General features: G+C 51.7%; 13 protein-coding genes. 10 read left to right on the forward strand and 3 right to left on the reverse strand.

Features of this window, described 5'->3' with window-relative positions:
- Nucleotides 1–22 precede the first annotated feature (22 nt).
- From CXIVA_RS06845 to ltrA, 4 genes are all read left to right on the forward strand, one after another.
- Nucleotides 23–1,579: an acyl CoA:acetate/3-ketoacid CoA transferase gene (locus tag CXIVA_RS06845; RefSeq protein ID WP_013977276.1), complete on the forward strand. Its 1,557-nt coding sequence runs from the start codon at nucleotides 23–25 to the stop codon at nucleotides 1,577–1,579.
- 22 nt (nucleotides 1,580–1,601) lie between these two features.
- Nucleotides 1,602–2,999, forward strand: a complete 1,398-nt coding sequence (locus CXIVA_RS06850; RefSeq protein ID WP_013977277.1) for a GntP family permease — start codon at nucleotides 1,602–1,604, stop codon at nucleotides 2,997–2,999.
- A gap of 165 nt (nucleotides 3,000–3,164) precedes the next feature.
- Entirely contained in the window at nucleotides 3,165–3,593 is a 429-nt protein-coding gene (locus CXIVA_RS06855; RefSeq protein WP_013977278.1) for an HD domain-containing protein, read from the forward strand.
- A gap of 476 nt (nucleotides 3,594–4,069) precedes the next feature.
- Nucleotides 4,070–5,341 (forward strand): group II intron reverse transcriptase/maturase, encoded by a 1,272-nt coding sequence (gene ltrA, locus CXIVA_RS06865; protein ID WP_013977280.1) that lies wholly within the window; start codon nucleotides 4,070–4,072, stop codon nucleotides 5,339–5,341.
- Nucleotides 5,342–5,411: 70 nt separating this feature from the next.
- Here the strand turns inward: ltrA and CXIVA_RS06870 are convergent, their stop codons facing one another.
- Nucleotides 5,412–8,210, reverse strand: a complete 2,799-nt coding sequence (locus tag CXIVA_RS06870; protein ID WP_013977281.1) for a YhgE/Pip domain-containing protein — start codon at nucleotides 8,208–8,210, stop codon at nucleotides 5,412–5,414.
- Nucleotides 8,211–8,545: 335 nt separating this feature from the next.
- Here CXIVA_RS06870 and CXIVA_RS06875 point away from each other — a divergent pair, with 335 nt between their 5' ends.
- The 6 genes from CXIVA_RS06875 (at nucleotide 8,546) to CXIVA_RS06905 (ending at nucleotide 15,947) form a co-directional block, all read left to right on the forward strand.
- Entirely contained in the window at nucleotides 8,546–9,187 is a 642-nt protein-coding gene (locus CXIVA_RS06875) for a TetR-like C-terminal domain-containing protein (protein WP_013977282.1), read from the forward strand.
- Nucleotides 9,184–10,110 carry a LysR family transcriptional regulator gene (locus CXIVA_RS06880; protein ID WP_013977283.1) on the forward strand — a complete coding sequence of 309 codons (927 nt, stop codon included), beginning with the start codon at nucleotides 9,184–9,186 and terminating at the stop codon, nucleotides 10,108–10,110. Before CXIVA_RS06875 ends, CXIVA_RS06880 begins: the two co-directional genes overlap by 4 nt.
- 196 nt (nucleotides 10,111–10,306) lie before the next feature.
- Nucleotides 10,307–11,596, forward strand: a complete 1,290-nt coding sequence (locus CXIVA_RS06885) for an O-acetylhomoserine aminocarboxypropyltransferase/cysteine synthase family protein (RefSeq protein WP_013977284.1) — start codon at nucleotides 10,307–10,309, stop codon at nucleotides 11,594–11,596.
- Nucleotides 11,597–11,906: 310 nt separating this feature from the next.
- A complete protein-coding gene (locus tag CXIVA_RS06895) occupies nucleotides 11,907–13,850 on the forward strand; it encodes a DUF2207 domain-containing protein (RefSeq protein WP_013977286.1) in 1,944 nt (647 codons plus the stop codon).
- Nucleotides 13,851–13,947: 97 nt separating this feature from the next.
- Nucleotides 13,948–14,490, forward strand: coding sequence for an anaerobic ribonucleoside-triphosphate reductase activating protein (nrdG, locus tag CXIVA_RS06900; protein WP_013977287.1), 543 nt, complete (start codon nucleotides 13,948–13,950; stop codon nucleotides 14,488–14,490).
- Between the two features lie 56 nt (nucleotides 14,491–14,546).
- Entirely contained in the window at nucleotides 14,547–15,947 is a 1,401-nt protein-coding gene (locus tag CXIVA_RS06905) for an NAD(P)/FAD-dependent oxidoreductase (RefSeq protein ID WP_013977288.1), read from the forward strand.
- A gap of 43 nt (nucleotides 15,948–15,990) precedes the next feature.
- On the opposite strand, the gene CXIVA_RS06910 is transcribed toward CXIVA_RS06905, so the two are convergent.
- Nucleotides 15,991–16,626, reverse strand: a complete 636-nt coding sequence (locus CXIVA_RS06910; protein ID WP_041727702.1) for a M50 family metallopeptidase — start codon at nucleotides 16,624–16,626, stop codon at nucleotides 15,991–15,993.
- A 126-nt stretch (nucleotides 16,627–16,752) separates the two neighbouring features.
- A complete protein-coding gene (locus CXIVA_RS06915) occupies nucleotides 16,753–18,126 on the reverse strand; it encodes a sodium-dependent transporter (RefSeq protein ID WP_013977290.1) in 1,374 nt (457 codons plus the stop codon).
- Between the last annotated feature and the right edge of the window lie 236 nt (nucleotides 18,127–18,362).

Raw genomic sequence — 18,362 nt, forward strand, 5'->3', positions numbered from 1 at the left:
AAAAGTATAAAAAGGAGGAAAGATGAGAGTACAGTTTATGTCAGCGGAAGAAGCAGTAGGATTGATTCCGGATCATGCTACGATTGCCTGCAGCGGATTTGTGACTGTTGGAGTTGCGGAAGAAATAATGTGCTGTATGGAAAAGAAATTTCTTTCTTCCGGATCACCGAAGGATTTAACTTTATATTTTGCGGCAGGTCAGGGAGACGGGACAAAAGGAGGAGTCAATCATCTGGCGCACGCAGGAATGCTTCGGCGTGTCATTGGCGGTCACTGGAATTTGTGTCCGCAGGTTCAGAAACTGGCAATGGATAATGAAGTGGAAGCATATAACTTACCGCAGGGAACAATATCTCACATGTTTCGTGACGCAGCAGCGAAAAAACCTTATACCTATACAAAAGTCGGATTAAAAACTTTTGTTGATCCGGATTTGGAAGGCGGAAAATTAAATGATCGGACGAAGGAGGATATTGTTTTTCACTCGGAGGTTCATGGCGAAGATTATCTGCTCTATGAAACGCCGAAACTGGATGTGGTGATTCTGAGGGGGTCATATGCTGATGAATATGGAAATATTACATTGGAAGAAGAAGGAGCAGTGCTTGATCCGACTTCCATGGCAATGGCATGTAAAAACAATGGAGGTAAGGTGATCGTTCAGGTTAAAGATATTGTCCGTGGAGGTTCGCTGGATCCTAAATTAGTGAAAATAGCCAATACGATGGTAGATATAGTTGTCAAAACATCGGATCCGGAAAAATATCATCAGCAGGTGTTCGGTGAAAGCTTTAATCCGTGTTTCTCAGGACAAAAGAAGGCAGTGCTGTCCGAAGTGGATGCAATGACATTAAATAACCGAAAAATCATTGCAAGAAGAGGAGCACTGCTCATGGTTCCGGATGCGACTGTAAATCTTGGCATCGGTATCCCGGAAGGGGTAGCAGCCGTTTTAAATGAAGAGGGGCTGGGAGATCAGTTTACTCTTACAGTAGAAGCAGGACTGCACGGAGGAGTTCCGGCTGGTGGAGGAAATTTTGGTGAAGCATATAATCCCTATATGATTCTCGAACAAGATCGGCAATTTGATTTTTACGATGGGGGAGGTTTGGACCTCACTTATCTTGGATTGGCGCAGTGCGATCAGCAGGGCAATATCAACGTATCTAAATTCGGACCTAAGATTGCCGGCTGCGGTGGCTTCATTGATATTTCGCAGAACACACATAATATCGTCTTTTGCGGAACATTTACAGCAGGGGGGCTGAAAGAAGAGGTCAGGGATGGAAAACTTCATATTATTCAAGAGGGCCGTAACAAGAAATTCATTAAAAAGGTAGAGCAGATTACATTTTCGGCTGAGTATGCGACCAGTATTCAGCAGAATGTAGTGTACATTACAGAACGGGCGGTTTTCCGGCTTACTGAAGATGGACTTCTTCTGACAGAAATCGCACCAGGCGTTGATTTGCAGAAAGACATACTGGAACAGATGGAATTTAAACCACTAATAGCAGAGAATCTTGAACTTATGGACGAGCGTATTTTTAGAGAGGAAAAAATGGAGATGAAGTTGTAAAAAAGGAGACAGGAGGAAGAAAATGATAGGTGGAGTGATTTTTATATGTATTTCGCTGGCGTTATTACTGTATCTGGCTTATAAGGGATGGTCGGTAATTATAGTCGCGCCACTGCTTGGCCTGCTTGCCTGCTTTGGAGGCGCGCTGTGTATGGGAGAAGCGCCGCATTTAATGGCTCATTATACAATTACTTTTATGAGCGGCGCAGCCACATTCATTAAGTCGTATTTTCCGATTTTCTTACTGGGTGCAATTTTTGGCAAATTTATAGAGAAAACAGGAAGTGCAGACGCAATTGCTGATTTCTTTGTGCAGAAAATAGGATCAAAGTACGCGATATTGACAGTAGTTATTATATGTGCAGTACTGACTTATGGCGGGGTATCGCTGTTTGTTGTATCTTTTGCGATGTATCCGATTGCAGCAAAACTGTTTCGGGAAAGCGGAATTAACAAACGAATTTTGCCGGGGACAATAGCACTTGGTGCATTCACATTTACAATGACGGCATTGCCCGGATCGCCACAGGTGCAGAATGCAGTACCGATGAAGTTCCTTGGGACGACAGCATTTGCTGCTCCGGTGCTTGGTATTGTGGCTGCGGCGATCATGTTTTGCTTTGGATATGTATGGCTTGTGAGACGAGCTAAAATATGTACCAAAAAATACGGCCCCGGATATGGTGACTGGAAAGAGAATCTGATTCATATCGAAAAAGAAGACCTGCCATCGTTTGGTGTAGCTATTTTTCCGATTGTTGTATGCGTAGTTGCGAATGTAATTTTCTCAAAAATAATTTTTCCAAATACGAATGGAGATTATTTACAGCAGGCTTTTGAAGTAACTTTACAGTCAGTGATTGGTACATGGTCGTTGCTGCTTGCGTTGATCATAGCAGTAATTGTTTGTACCTTAATGAACTGGAGACGTGTAAAAGACACATTTCTTGAAATTTTACAGGAAGGTGTGATGGGATCATTTCTTCCGATTTTTAATACCGCTTCCGAAAACGGCTATGGTACCGTTATTTCCTCGCTGGCTGCATATTCTCTGATTGCGGGTGCGATTACGGCAATTTCTTCGAATCCGCTGGTTGTAACGGCAATATCATCTTCTGTTCTTGCAGGAATCACGGGATCAGCTACCGGTGGACTTACAATTGCACTGACTACTATGGGCGACAAGCTGATTGCCCTTGCGAATGCACGTGGGATTCCGCTGGAAGTAGTTCACAGAGTTGCTTGTGTTGCGTGCGGAGGTTTGGATACGTTACCACATAACGGAGCAGTAATTACGCTGCTGGCAATCACGCAAATGAGACATAAAGATTCTTACAAAGATATTGGAATGAATACGGTTGTATTTCCGCTGATTGCTACAGCTGTCATTATTATTCTCGGTTCCATGGGTGTTCAGTAATTTAGAACGGGTGCTTGCTGTGGGGTGATTAAAAACTGCCGAAAGACAATTAGACTACAAGAGAGAATATATTATAAAATAGAACTGTCCTCCCTTCCTTGACCCGGCCTGCGCCATAATCTAAAATAAGCAGGTAATACGCAACGAATCGCAAAGGAGCAGAGGATGACAGAAGAAGAGCTGGTGAATACCGCACAGTTAATTTCCCGGCTGGCCCACAAGGGACAGACAGATCGGGCCGGCAAGCCCTATGCGCGGCATCCGGAGAAGGTTGCGTCTTTTCTGGCGGATCCCGCCGCGCAGTGTGTGGCCTATCTGCATGATGTTCTGGAGGATACTGATGTGACCCGGGAAGAGCTGCAGAAGATTTTCGGGGACAGGATCACAGACGCAGTCTGGCTTCTGACCCGCCCGGCACAAATGGAATACATGGATTATATCCGGCGCCTGAAGGAAAATCCGCTGGCCCGATCCGTGAAACTGGCAGATCTGCGGCACAACATGGATCTGTCCAGGATACCCAACCCCTCGACCAGGGATCGGGAGCGGGTGGAAAAATACAAAGCAGCCCGTGCGCTTTTACTGCAGGAATGAAGCCCCCTGAACTCATAACCGAAAACAGAAAAAACGGCAGACAGGAGCCTCCCATCCATCCGATCCGTCATCTGCCCATGGAACAATTTCGAAAAAAGCCCTGTACCGAACGCGGCGAAAGAGCCGCGGTTCGGTACAGGGCTTTTGCAGTGTGCGCCTAGCGGCGCACGTTTCTAACGGGTTAAAGTCCCGAATCCACCCGGTAGTGGGAAGGATATAGCCGAAGGCAAGGGTGTCCATCGTGAGGTGGAATCTGAAGGAAGCTGGATGTGAGGAAAATACTAACTCACGGGCAAATCTCTGGTCTGACGGACAGAAATCTCATAGGAGGTTATGCATGAGGGTAAGGTTGCACGCCAAATCGAAGCCCAATAACTACACGGAATCATGCATGATAGATGAGGCAGATGGATGGAGAGGAAGAAACGTGTGGTACCTAGGGAGGTCTGTGCGGTACGCCGTGAAAGAGGTAACCATTGCATAAAGCAATGCTGAACGCACAGAAGTCAGCAGAGGTCATAGTAGGAGTCAAGGCAAACAAGGGAGCGCCAGGAATTGATGGCATGACCGTTGAGGAGGCTCTTCCATATCTAAAGGAACATCAACAAGAGATAACCGACCGCATTTATCGTGGAAAGTATACTCCGTCTCCAGTAAGACGAGTTGAGGTTCCCAAAGCAGATGGAGGTGTGCGAAAGCTTGGCATACCAACAGTGGTAGACCGTACACTTCAACAGGCAATAGCCCAACAGTTAGTGCCAATCTATGAACCGCTGTTTGCAGGGGGTAGCTATGGCTATCGTCCGAACAGAAGTGCAAAAGACGCAATACGCAAGGTTAAGGAGTATGCCGAACAAGGCGATACATTTGCTGTAGTCCTTGACTTGTCAAAGTACTTCGATACTCTTAATCACGAAATTCTCATCAATCTTCTCCGAAAGAATGTAAAAGATGAACGTGTAGTACAGTTGATAAAGCGCTATCTGAAAAGCGGTGTAATGGAGAACGGAGTAGTCATTGACACAGAGAAAGGCTCACCACAAGGTGGAAATCTATCCCCATTGCTGGCAAATGTCTACCTCAATGAGTTCGACCAAGAATTCTTGAAAAGAGGCGTTCCATGCATAAGATATGCAGATGACATTGTGCTTCTTGCAAAGAGCAAGCGGGCATCAGAGAGACTCTTGGAAAGCAGTACAAAATATCTTGAGGAGAGGCTGAAACTTACAGTTAACCGAGAAAAGAGTCGTACTGTCAGCGTATTTGCGATCCGAAATTTTAAATTCCTTGGCTTTGCATTGGGAAGGAACGGAAAAGGCATTTATGTCCGAGTTCATCCGAAGTCATGGAAGAAGTTTAAGTCTGGACGGAAGGAGTTATCTTCCCGTAAGCGATGTCAGTCAATCAAGCCAAGCCTTGAGAAAATCAAGGTGTATGCGAGGGGATGGCTTAACTACTACGGAATTGCAAGTATGAAGAATAACATAGATGACATCAACGGATGGCTCTACCACAGAATACGTATGTGTATATGGAAACAGTGGAAACTTCCAAGAACAAAGAAAAGAAATCTGATAAAGATGGGAGTACACGAATACTATGCGAACATGGCAGCAAACTGCCGAAGAGGACACTGGTATTGTGCGAATCTGACAACAGTTAAGAAAGCCATGACAAAAGAAAGACTGATAAACAGTGGCTTTTATGATTTAGCCACAGCCTATCAGTCTGTGCACGTCAACTATTGAAACCGCCGTGTACCGAACGGTACGCACGGTGGTGTGAGAGGACGGCGGTTAGTCACCGCCTCCTACTCGATTACAGTCCCATGGATTTGATGAAGTCGGATAATACCGGTTTGTTCTGCTTGATTCGAACGGATCGCGCGGAGAACAGAAGAATGGTGGCTGCCGCAAATCCAACGGCATACAGCAGCAGACGGGCCACATCGAACTGAATGGAAGTGCCGCCGGCAATCGTGCTGCGGAATGCATCTACCGCATAGCTGAACGGTACCCAGCGGTGTACCAGGCTGACGTAACGGCCGGAAAGTTCCAGGGGATAGGTTCCGGCGGAAGCGGCCAGCTGGACCACGGTAAAGATCAGCATCAGGAAACTGCCGACTTTGCCCAGCAGCGCATTGAAGAAATACATGATGGACATGTACGCCAGTGACGCGGCGATGGCTACGAGGATCGTTTTTCCCATGGATGCCGGCTGGAATCCCAGGACCTGATGGAGAATCAGTACCATAAGCGGTGCCATAAGAATGCTTAACGGATAGAAAACGCTGGCTTTGCTGGCCCACCAGCCCAGGCCGGAATGCAGCTTTCCTTCATAATCCAGAATCGGGTACATGATGGAAAAGGCGATACATGCGATCCAGAGTCCCACGTTCATCATATAGGCGGCCATGGCATGGCCATTGTTCGGTACAGAGGTGATCTGTGATTCGCTGCCTGTTACAGGCGAAGCAAACATGCCGGTGGTTTTGCCGGTGAAATGCAGATCCTGAACCGTATCCGCCCCTTTGGAGAGACCGGAAGACAGTTTGGCGGATCCGCTGTAAGCGCTGGCAAGACCGGTGTTCAGCTGCGAGGAGCCGTCTGACAGTTTCCGGGAACCGGAGGCCAGCTGCGCGGTTCCGGATGCCAGCTGACCGGCGCCGGAATTTAAGGCCGCACTGTTGGACACCAGAGTGGCAAGACCGGTGCTCAGCTGTTTGGAACCGGAGGCCAGCTTCCTGGCACCGGATACTGCGGAAGCAGTGCCGTCGGTCAGGGTTTTTCCGGAAGAAATCAGGGTATTGCCGGCGGTCTGCAGTTTGACATTATTGGAAGTCAGCGCTGCGAGACCGCTGCGCATCTGTTTCATGCCGGCGGCTGCTTCCGGGAAAGAAGCAGTGGCTGTTTCCAGCTGATCAACAGCGGAACCGACCCAGGTTACACCTGCGCTGAGCTTCTGGGAACCGGCGTAAGCGGTATCCAGAGCCGCGGACAGACGGTTGATGCTGTCGCTGTCGATGGAGGCATTTGCCAGTCCGGCGGAAATTTTGGACAGGTATCCGGAAGCGTCGGACAGGGAAGAGCTGACCGTGTTCAGCTGTTTCTGTGCGGTGTTTAAGTCGGATACCGCGGTCTGCAGGCTGGATTTGTATTTTGCCGCCAGGGCAGAAAGGTCCACCGATGCGGAGGAAGCGGATACTTCCTCTACGGAGTCCTGTTTGGCGGATTCCAGCTTTTTGACCAGGATTTCTTTTTCTGATTCGCTTAAGCCGTCTGTCTGCCGGATGCTGCGGATACTTTCGTCGATTTTGGCGTTGGATGCTTTGATCCGGCTGTTGGCGGTGCGGATGGAATCGTTGGCCTTGGAGGAAACCGCGGAAATCTGCCTGCCGGCAGACTGTTCGGCAGCAGTTTCCATCCCGGAAATCATGCGGTCCAAAGTGGCCGGAAGGGTATTCAGCGTACGGCTGATCTGTCCCAGGCCTTCCGCGGACTGCTGAATGCCCGTCTGGCTTCTGGAAACAATGGTCCGGGCATTGCCGATGGCGGAAGAAAGGGTTTTCAGATTTTCTTCCGTGGCGGAACCCTTAAGGGCGCGTACCTGATCGGAAATGGTTTTTAGGCCGCTTTCCAGTGAATCCGCGCCTGCCTGCAGAGTCGTGCTGCCGGAACCGTTGATATTGTCCGACAACGTGGAAACGGCAGAAGACACCTGGCCGAGATTTTCCAGACCGGAGAGTTTCTGTGCGCCGAGATACAGTTTCCGCGCGCCTGCGGTATAGGTGCCGACACCATTGACATAGGAAGCGACGCCGCGGGTATATGCGGCGGTTCCGTTATTCAGTCTGGAGGCGCCGGAAGACAGGGCAGCGGCGCCGGAACTCAAAGTATCAGATCCGTTCTTCGCCGTGGCTGCGCCGTCTGTGTACTGCTGAATGCCGGAGGCCAGCCTGCCGGTGCCTTTTTTCAGGCTAAGTGTGCCGGCTGCCGCGGTGCGTAAGCCCTTGGAAAGGGCCTTTCCCCCGTTATTCAGCTTCTGCAGACCATTTGTCAGCTGACCGGAGCCGTCGGCAGCCTGGCTGATCTGGCTGCCGGCATCCCCGATCACGTCTTTCATAGCGTCCGCGTAGGTTTTGGTGACGGTGCGGGACACGCTGTTTTTCAGTTTTTCCATGGCAGATTCGCTCATTTTGGAAGCGATGTAGTTTTTGCCCGGATTGGTGTAATAGTACAGGTGCATTTTCTTCGGATTCTGATCCAACAGGGTGGCGGCATTGGAAGAAAAATTCTCCGGAATCCGGATTGCCATATAATAGTCACCGTTCTGCAGGCCCAGTTCTGCCTGCTGTTCTGTGACAAAATGAAAATCCAGGGAGTCATTTTTCTTCAGCCGCTTCACCAGCTGATCGCCCACGTCCAGCTTCTTGCCCTGATAGGTGGTGCTTTTGTCCTGATTGACGACGGCTACCGGCAGATTGCCGGTTTTTCCGTAAGGATCCCACATGGAGCCGAGAAACAGGGTGGTGTAAATGGCGGGGATCAGAAGAATCGCGATCAGTACGAAAATGATGATTTTGTTTTGAAACAGTTTATTCCATTCCTTGCGAATCATAGTATGGTCCTTCCTTAAAAAACTGACAGAATCAATGGAACATGCCATGCTGTCCTGCACACAAAGTATGTTAAACGGCAGGATAAGCATTAAACAATAACTAGTATGTTAATAAACAACGTGTTGATTATTTGGATAGTGAGTATTATAATCATCAGGAGAGGAGATTGCAAGAGGTATTTTTCACGTATTCGGAATGAAACAATGAAAAACAATAAAAAATACGGCGTTGATTAATAGACAAAACAAAAACAAATGTCTATTCTTATAATATAGAACACAAGGTATTGCGCTGCTTTGACAGAGACTGTCAGGGTCAGCCGGGAGAGGGAAAAATGGGAGAAAAGAAAACACTGGACCGAAGAGTCCGGAAAACAAGAGCACAGCTGAAGGCAGGACTGATCAAGCTGATGCAGACCAAGAGCATCCAGGAGATTACCGTGCAGGAGCTGGTGGATGAGGTGGATATCAACCGTTCCACCTTTTATCTGCACTATACGGATATCCAGGACATGCTCAGCCATCTGGAAAATGAATTTTTTGAATCGTTTCAGGAGATTCTGGAGGAATATGACGCCTTTGCGGTACAGGCGAAAAGTGTGGACGAACTGCGCCGAGCCGGCTTCCTGAAAAATATGTACCGCAACCTGAAGGAAAACGGCGAACTGTGCAAGGTGCTGTTCAGCGCCAACGGAGACATCCAGTTTATTAATGATGTGATCGAGACCATCGGCAGGGAATTCGAGGAGCGCTCCCGGTATGTGACGGATGTGCACCAGAACAGCCGCAGCGAATTTGTCTATGAATACTGTCTCTACGGCTGCCTCGGCCTGATTAAGCGATGGATGGAGGACGGGTTCCGGGAGTCCGCGGAGGAAATGGCGGATCTGACGGAGGAGCTGCTGCTCGCGAATCTGCACGGGCTGGAAGAGCGGGATGAGGTTTTGACACAGATTACACAGGAGACAGAAGCATGACACTGCAGCAGATGCATTATGCCCTTACCATAGCGGAATGCGGCTCCATGAACAAAGCGGCGGAGAAGCTGTTTTTGTCCCAGCCTGCGCTGACGAATACGATGCGGAGCCTGGAGGAGGAAATCGGCATCAATATTTTCCTGCGAAGCAAGCGGGGCGTTACCCCCACCAGTGAAGGCGAGGAATTTCTGGCCTATGTGCGCCAGCTCTACCAGCAGTATGAACTGCTGAAAGAGCGCTACAGCCCGGATGCGGAATTTAAGAGAAAATTCGGCGTATCTGCCCAGCACTACACCTTTGCGGTGCGTGCCTTTGTGGATACGGTGCGGAAGTTTGATACCCTGGAATTCGAATATGCCATGCGGGAGACCCGGACCCGAGAGGTGATCCAGGATGTGGCGCAGATGCGCAGCGAGATCGGGATCCTCTATATGAGCGCATATAATGAGAAGATTATCGGAAAAATGCTGCATGAAAAGGATCTGGAGTTTCACGAACTGGTGCAGGCCCGGGCCTATGTGTATCTGTGTGAGAAGCATCCGCTGGCCAAATGCCGGGAAGTGACCATGGATCAGCTGAAGGATTTTCCCTGTCTTTCCTTTGAACAGGATGTGCAGAGTTCCGTTTATCTGGCGGAGGAGATTCTCAGCGAGAATGTGTATCCGCGGACGATTCAGGTGAATGACCGGGCCACTATGCTGAATCTGATGGACAGCCTGAACGGGTATACCCTGTGTTCCGGCGTGATTTTTGATGATCTGAACGGGGACGGCTGCCTGGCGGTTCCTTTCCGGGAGGACGCGGAGGACTCCAGCGGGCTGATGCGCATCGGTTACGTGGTAAAGCGCAACAGCATCCGCAGTGAAATGGGGGAATACTATCTGGAAAGCTGCCGGCGCTGTCTGCAGCTGATCCGTAAATGAGGGCGGTGTGGTGTATAGCCTAGTAAAACAATTGTATATTCTGAAATAATAGATAAATGGCATGTTATAATTTTAAGTTATAATATGTCATTATTTTTTGCAATTATACAAGAGGAAAAAAGGATGGTATAGTTACACCATCAAAAGAAAACATACAAAACCTATTGCAAGAGTATATATTATGGAGGAATGGAAAATGGCAAATAAAAAGTACAGATTTGAGACACTTCAGTTACATGTAGGACAGGAAGAGGCGGATCCGGCAACAGATTCCAGAGCCGTACCGATCTACGCCACCACATCCTATGTATTCCACAATTCCCAGCACGCGGCTGACCGTTTCGGCCTGAAAGACGCCGGCAACATTTACGGAAGACTGACCAACACCACACAGAGCGTATTCGAGGAACGGATCGCGGCACTGGAAGGCGGCACAGGCGCCATCGCCACAGCATCCGGCGCGGCAGCCATCACATACGCCATCGAGGCACTGGCCAAGGCAGGCGAAAACATTGTGGCAGCCAAGACCATTTACGGCGGCACCTACAACCTGTTAAGCCACACACTTCCCCAGTACGGCATCACCGGCAGATGGGTGGATCCTTACAATTTCGATGAAGTGGAAGCTGCGATCGATGAGAATACCAAAGCGCTGTTCATCGAGACTCTGGGCAATCCCCTGGGTAATGTCATCGATATCGAGGGATGGGCAAAAGTAGCTCATAAGCACAACATTCCGCTGGTTGTGGACAACACCTTCGCAACCCCTTATCTGGTGCGTCCGCTGGAGTACGGCGCTGACATTGTGGTACATTCCGCAACCAAGTTCATCGGCGGCCACGGCACCGCAATCGGCGGCGTGGTAGTAGACGGCGGATCCTTTGACTGGCATACAGATCACAAGTATCCCTGGATCTCCGATCCGAATCCGTCCTATCACGGCATCAGCTTCGCGGACGCGACTGCGCCGGTAGCTTTTGTTACCTACATCCGTGCGATTCTGCTGCGTGATACCGGCGCGACCCTGTCACCCTTCCATGCGTTCCTGTTCCTGCAGGGCCTGGAGACACTGTCTCTCCGCGTAGAGCGTCATGTGGAGAACGCGTTGAAGATCGTAGATTATCTGAAAAACCATGAACAGGTGGAGGCAGTGCATCATCCGTCCATCGAGGGTGAGGCAGGCCATGAGTTCTATGACAAATATTTCCCCAACGGCGGCGCATCCATCTTTACGTTTGAAGTAAAAGGCACAGCGGCAGACGCGCAGAAATTCATTGACAATCTGGAGATCTTCTCCCTGCTGGCAAATGTGGCGGATGTAAAATCCCTGGTAATTCATCCGGCATCCACCACACATTCCCAGCTGACCGAGGAAGAACTGCTGGATCAGGGCATCAAACCGAACACCATCCGTCTGTCCATCGGTACGGAAAATGTCAATGACCTGATTGACGCTTTAGACGGCGCTTTCGCTGCAATTCGATAAACAGCAGACAATTCTGCCATTGTTACCATATTTTCCATAAGGAGTACACAGGAGACCGGGCTTCCCAGCGGGAGGCGCCGGTCTTCTGTGCGGTACGGGAGGCCGGCCGCCGTCCGGCCGGTACGTCTGCCTGCGCAGCGGGTACGTGCGGGTTCTGCCCGCGCTGCCCTGCCTGTGCCGTATGCCTCTGCGGCCGCCCGCACGGTTATAGCAGACAGAACCGCGGCGGGTATGTTATACTACCTGTGGTATGGTCTGCCGGCGGCAGGGATACGGCGCAGATTTGTCAGAATGGATAAGGAGACATGAAGTGAACAGTCAGAAGAACAAACAAAAGAGAAAGCAGCGGCTGATTGCTGTCATCTCAATCATTGTAATTGCCGCGATGGTGGTAACCATGATTGTGGTGCCGGCGCTGGCTTCTTCCTCTGCTTCCTCGGATCCTGCGGCAGTGACAGCCGCGGTATCCGGGAAGTATGATGACTCGGATCCGGGAGACTATATTACAGAAGCATTTGATGTGCGGATGACGGCGGACACCGCCCACCGGATAGCGGTGACGGAGAAAATCCGGGTGAATTTCATTCGGCGGCATCACGGAATCTACCGGGATATCCCCAACGGAGGAGCTTCCTACAGTATAAAAAATATCAGGGTATCGGAGCAGGACTATACAGTCAGCGGAACCGGGAGAAGCGGTTCCACCAGGATCCGGATCGGCAATGAGGATACCTATCTGCGGGGAACACACACCTATCAGATTACGTATGATCTGATCTGGTACAAAGACGCGGAGAAGGGAGCCGATGCCCTGGCTCAGAATCTGCTTCCGGTCAACTGGATGACTTCCATCCGGGAGGCGGATCTGACACTTACGATGCCGAAAGCAGTGGACTGGAATGCCATGGAATATTACGCAGGTCCGAAAGGCAGTGCCGGCGGCCTGAGCAGCCGGTATTTCACCAAGTCAGTCAGTTCAGACAAAAAGACACTGACCATTCACGGATCCAACCTGCCGAAGGGATATGGCGTGACGGTCCGGGGCAGTCTGCCGGAGCAGTACTGGAGCCAGGCGCAGACCTATGCCCGGGCCCACAGACAGTCGGCGCTGGGAATCGCCGTGATTCTGTGCGGGGCAGCGGTGTTTCTGCTGATCCTTTTCCTGATTTTTGGTAGAGATCCGAAGATTGTCCAAACCGTGGAATTTCGTCCGCCGGAAGATCTGACGCCGCTGGAAGCAGGATATCTGATTGACGGAAAGGCGGACAATGAGGACTTTATGTCCATGATTCTGTATTTTGCCTCCCGGGGCTATCTTTCCATCAAAGAAACCGGGACCAACACCTATACCCTGGTGAAGGAAAAGGAGCCTGCGCCGGAAGAGCCGGCGTTTGCACTGACGCTGTTCAAGGGGTTGTTCCGCAGAAAAACGGAGGTGGCGACAGCGAAGATTCCCACCTCATTTCTGGGTGATATGGACCGGGCAAAAACCCAGCTGTTTCAGAAGTACCGGGGCAGAGAAGGCCGCATTTTCCGTCCGGGCTGCAAGGGAGCCCGTGCGGCCGGCATTCTGATACTGATTGTGTATACCGTGATCGGCGTAGCCGCCCTGTATGGAAACCATCCGCATCTCGGGATCCTTCAGGTCATGCTGATGCTGGCGGGCATTTATTTCCTGGTGAGAAATTTTGACTATCGTTACTCCCGGGGAACCAAGGGAGGACTGATCGCCGGTGCGGTATGCTGTCTGATTCCCGCCGCGGGAATCAGTGTCGGACTGGGGATGACGCAGACCCCGTGGCTGGGGGCGGTATCCGCGGCAGCATTTCTGACCATACTGGTCTGCATCGTTTTTATGAGGGCCAGAAGCAGGGAAAATGCGCTGATTATGGGCAGATTGCTGGGATTCCGCGACTTCATCCGCACGGCGGAGTATGAACGGCTGAAAATGCTGTCCGCGGAGGATCCGGCCTACTTCTATGATGTGCTGCCCTACGCGGCGGTTATGGGCATGTCCACGGAGTGGGCAGAGAAGTTTACGAATATCCGGGTGCCGCAGCCGGAGTGGTACAGTACGTATGACGGCCGGCCGTTTGTGTATTCACCGCTGTGGTGCGGCTCCATGATGGAACATTGCGTAACCGGCAGCACACCGGTGCCGCCGGCTGATTCCGGAGGGAATTATGGCGGCGGATCCTTCGGCGGAGGCTTTTCCGGCGGAGGCGGCGGAGGCGGAGGCGGCGGCGCCTGGTAAACCGCCGATCCGCGTAAAAAATAAGACGCTGTAAATCTGCAGCCTCCTGACCGGAGGGGGGATCTGCGAGCAGGGAGAGACAGAAAGGACTGGGGATATGTATTACGGAACCATAAAGAAAGTAGACGTGGCAAACGGACCCGGGGTTCGTGTCAGCCTGTTTGTTTCCGGCTGCACCCATCACTGCAGGGAGTGTTTTCAGCCGGAAACCTGGGATTTCCATTACGGAGAGCCGTTCACAGAAGCTACAGAAGCCAGGATCCTGCAGGAACTGGCGCCCCATTATATCGAAGGATTTACCGTACTGGGGGGAGAACCCTTTGAACCGGAGAATCAGCGGGAACTGCTTCCGCTGCTGCGGAAGGTGCGGGAAACTTATCCGAAAAAAAATATCTGGATGTACACCGGCTATTCCTTTGAGGAACTGACCGGTCAGGAAAAAGGCACCGGCAGGGCCAGATGTGATGCCACAGATGAAATTCTGTCCCTGATTGATGTGCTGGTAGACGGTGAGTTTGAACTGGAGCGCAAGGATGCGGGCCTGCAGTTCCGCGGCTCCGCGAACCAGCGCCTGATTCTTGTGCCTGCGTCGCTGCAGGCCGGCCGGGTGATCTGGTGGGAAGACAGACTGCCGGTATAGACAGGAGAGACAGCAGGAACGAGACAGCAGAAAGATTGACAGAGGAAAGAAGAATTATGGCAGAATATTATGACGCAGTCATTATCGGCAGCGGAGAGGCCGGAATCTATACCGGATACCGGCTGCGGGAAAAATGTCCCGGATTGAAAACCGTGATCCTGGAGAAGGGAAATGATATTTACAAAAGAAAGTGTCCCATTGTGGCAGGCAGAGTCAAAGAATGCATTCACTGCCCGGTCTGTGATACCATGTGCGGCTTTGGCGGCGCAGGGGCCTTTTCCGACGGAAAATTTAATTTTACCACGGAATTCGGCGGCTGGCTGACAGATTATCTGGATGCGGGAACGGTGATGGGCCTGATTGACGAGGTGGATGCGGTCAATGTATCCCACGGGGCCACGAAGGAATTTTACTCCACCTCCACACCGGAAGCGAGAAAACTGGAAATCGAAGCCCTCAAATATGACCTGCACCTGCTGCAGGCCCGCTGCAAGCATCTGGGCACAGAGCGCAACCTGGAAATTCTCACCAATATCTATGAAGATATGCGGGAAGACGTGGAATTCCGCTTTCATGCCGGGGTGGACAGCTTCTGCAGAGCAGATGACGGTTACCTGGTGACACTGGAGGACGGCAGCGAAATCCGGTGCCGTTACCTGATCGCGGCTCCGGGCAGGAGCGGGGCGGAGTGGTTTGCTTCCCGGTGTCTGGATATGGGGATGAAACTGATCAACAATCAGGTGGATATCGGGGTTCGGGTGGAACTGCCCGCCAAGGTATTTGAACATATTACAGATGTGGTCTACGAATCCAAACTGCTCTACCGGACCAAGCGGTACGGGGACAAAGTGCGGACGTTCTGCATGAATCCCTACGGTCATGTGGTGGCGGAGAGCGTAGAGGGAATCAATACCGTAAACGGGCATTCCTATTCGGATCCGGCGCTGCGCAGTGAAAATACCAACTTTGCGCTGCTGGTATCCAACCGGTTTACCGAGCCTTTTAATCAGCCGTATCGCTACGGCAAACATATCGCCTCCCTTTCCAATATGCTGTCCGGCGGCGTGCTGGTGCAGCGGTTCGGGGATCTGATGAAAGGGGTGCGTACCAACGAACACCGGCTGGCCCAGTCGTATACCCATCCGACCCTTACGGCAGCGGTGCCCGGCGACCTGTCTCTGGCCCTGCCCAAACGGCAGCTGGATGATATCATAGAGATGATACAGGTACTGGACAAACTGGCGCCGGGTACAGCCAATTATGACACACTGCTGTACGGCGCAGAGGTGAAGTTCTACTCTGCCAGACCCCAGCTGACCAGTGAGTTTGAAACAGAATATCCGGGGTTTTTCGCCATCGGGGACGGCGCGGGGATTACCAGGGGACTGGCCCAGGCCGGCGCTTCGGGCATCCATGCCGCGGATGTCATCGCCCGGCGGGAAGCTTCCGGCAAATAAGAAGAAACAAAAAAGCCTGCCGGCCGTGGGCTGTCTGCACTGTTTATGCAGACAGTCCGCGGAACAGCAGGAGCAGTTCCTGAAGCAGATTGACCTTCAGAAATAAAAACACAAGAAACAGAAGCAGCATGCACACGGGGGTTCCCCGGAGTGCATTTTTTATATCCTGGGAACTCATATTCATGTGCAGAAGCACGCAGAGAAATCCGTAGCCAAACAGGACATAGTGCCACCACAGGGCGCAGAGAGGGAATACAAACATCCAGAGCAGGGCCAGGGTGCCGATTCCGCAGACCACCGGCGCGATGGAGGCGAGGGTCATCTGGATGCTTTTGGTGAGGGTGTTTCCCCGGGGAATAAATTCCACGCTGCCCAGCGTATCGCCCTGCGGGCGGAGCGTGATCCGGAGGACCCGGGCCCCGGTGAGCGCCGCGAAAAGCGCGTGGGCCAGTTCGTGATGAACTGTGCCGGGATAGGTGAAGTAATTCCGGATCTGTCCGGCGGCCCTTCCGCCCAGCAGAAGGGCGATGATCCGGGTGATCAGATGGTTGACGCCGGTAATGGCCAGTCCCAGCAGAAAGATGAGGACCGGAATCAGAATCGTGTTCAGAAGCGCTCGGGGCAGGGGCGCGGAAATGCCAGCCAGCAGGTCAAGCTGGTGCATCACAGCCTGTATCATAGAAGTACCTGACTTTCGTATGCGGATGGATCGGTTCCGGCCTATTATACACGATACCGGAAGAAAAAAACATGGAGTTCACAGATCGTTCAGGGTTTTGCGATCCGGGAACTCCATGGAAAAAGCTTACCGCGCGCCGAAGAGCTGGATGATGGAAGTGGCCAGGATGGCTACCAGGAAAATCGGGGCGACATAGCGTATCATGAGATTGTAGAGTTTTTCGCTTTTGAAGCGGGTTTCCGATTTCAGGACTTCTTCCTTGATGACTTTCGGTTTTGCCACATAACCGATCAGAATACAGGTCAGGAAAGCCAGGATCGGCATCATGATGGTATTGCTGATGAAATCAAAGAAATCCAGGAACTGCATGCCCAGGGGCCGGATATGGGCCCAGACGCCGTAGCCAAGCATGGAGGGGATGCCTACCAGGAAAATGCCGATGGCGGTTACAAAGCTGGCCGTGAGCCGGCGGCAGTGGGTCACTTCTTCCACCACGGCCACAATGGTCTCCATCAGGGCGATGGAAGAGGTCAGGGCAGCCAGGAATACCAGGAAGAAGAACAGGGCGCCGATGACATTGCCGAAAGCCATGGTATGGAAGACCTTTGGCAGCATGACAAACATCAGGCTCGGTCCGGAAGTGGAAGCCGCCGCTTCGCCGCCCGCGAAGATAAAGACGGAAGGAACCACGATGAGACCGGCAATAAAGGCAATCAGTGTATCCAGAATCTCGATCTTGCGGACACAGCCTTCGATGGGTTCGCTGCGCTTCATATAAGAGCCGTAAGTAATCAGGATTCCCATGGCAATGGACAGGGAATAGAACAGCTGTCCGGCAGCGGCGATAATGGCCTGCACGAGATTTGTGGCCTTGGCTTCCGGGGTGGCGCCGTGAAGCGCGGGCTTCAGATAATAGACCAGACCGTCCACACCGCCTTCGTTGGTCAAACCGTAGATCGCGATGACAATGGACAGAATCACCAGAACCGGCATCAGGACTTTGCTGAAGTTCTCAATGCCCTTCTGTACGCCCGCGGATACGATAATGGCGTTGACCGCCACATAAATCACCAGACACAGAAGCGGAATCTTCCACCCGGTGATAAAGTCTGTGAAGTAGTTGCTGCTGACCGCCTCGTTGCCCCGCCCGGACACGTAGGTGGCCATATAATGGGTGATCCAGCCGCCGATGACGCAGTAATAGGGTGTAATGATCATCGGGACCAGCGCGCCGATGGCGCCTAAGATTTTGAATTTCGGGTTAAAAACCCCGTAGGCAGTCAGGACGCTGCGCTCCGTGCGCCGTCCCATGGCGATCTCGGTGATCATCAGGGCAAAGCCGAAGGTGACCGCCAGAATGACATAGATCACGAGAAACGTGCCGCCGCCGTGTTTGGCTGCCAGGTACGGGAACCGCCACAGGTTGCCCAGGCCGACGGCTGATCCGGCGGCAGCCATGATAAAGCCGATCCGGCCGGTAAATTTATTTTTGGTTTTCATGGAATTCTCCCCCTTGGATGTGTAAGAAAGCATACAGACACAGAACGGCCAAGGAGCCGTCAGTCTGCAGAATGCTGTGAAAGTGTAGCATGTTTTGCAGGGTGTGTCAATTTACCGGCGTGTTGTATGCAAAATACTGACAGTGCATGGAATGCAAATGATTGCCGGCACGTTGTATGCCAAATACGGTAGGAACCTGGTGTTTTGAAATTGCGGCAGGCGCAGCCGGTGATGAC

This window comes from Clostridium sp. SY8519 (genome assembly GCF_000270305.1).
Classification (GTDB): Bacteria; Bacillota; Clostridia; order Lachnospirales; family Lachnospiraceae; genus SY8519.

Excerpts from the sequence above, each read along its gene's own strand:
- CXIVA_RS06875 (WP_013977282.1), top strand. The coding sequence starts at position 8,546 with ATGGGAGAAAAGAAAACACTGGACCGAAGAGTCCGGAAAACAAGAGCA.
- CXIVA_RS06850 (WP_013977277.1), top strand. The coding sequence starts at position 1,602 with ATGATAGGTGGAGTGATTTTTATATGTATTTCGCTGGCGTTATTACTG.
- CXIVA_RS06910 (WP_041727702.1), bottom strand. The coding sequence starts at position 16,626 with ATGATACAGGCTGTGATGCACCAGCTTGACCTGCTGGCTGGCATTTCC.
- CXIVA_RS06845 (WP_013977276.1), top strand. The coding sequence starts at position 23 with ATGAGAGTACAGTTTATGTCAGCGGAAGAAGCAGTAGGATTGATTCCG.
- CXIVA_RS06915 (WP_013977290.1), bottom strand. The coding sequence starts at position 18,126 with ATGAAAACCAAAAATAAATTTACCGGCCGGATCGGCTTTATCATGGCT.
- CXIVA_RS06905 (WP_013977288.1), top strand. The coding sequence starts at position 14,547 with ATGGCAGAATATTATGACGCAGTCATTATCGGCAGCGGAGAGGCCGGA.
- nrdG (WP_013977287.1), top strand. The coding sequence starts at position 13,948 with ATGTATTACGGAACCATAAAGAAAGTAGACGTGGCAAACGGACCCGGG.
- CXIVA_RS06885 (WP_013977284.1), top strand. The coding sequence starts at position 10,307 with ATGGCAAATAAAAAGTACAGATTTGAGACACTTCAGTTACATGTAGGA.
- CXIVA_RS06880 (WP_013977283.1), top strand. The coding sequence starts at position 9,184 with ATGACACTGCAGCAGATGCATTATGCCCTTACCATAGCGGAATGCGGC.
- CXIVA_RS06855 (WP_013977278.1), top strand. The coding sequence starts at position 3,165 with ATGACAGAAGAAGAGCTGGTGAATACCGCACAGTTAATTTCCCGGCTG.
- CXIVA_RS06870 (WP_013977281.1), bottom strand. The coding sequence starts at position 8,210 with ATGATTCGCAAGGAATGGAATAAACTGTTTCAAAACAAAATCATCATT.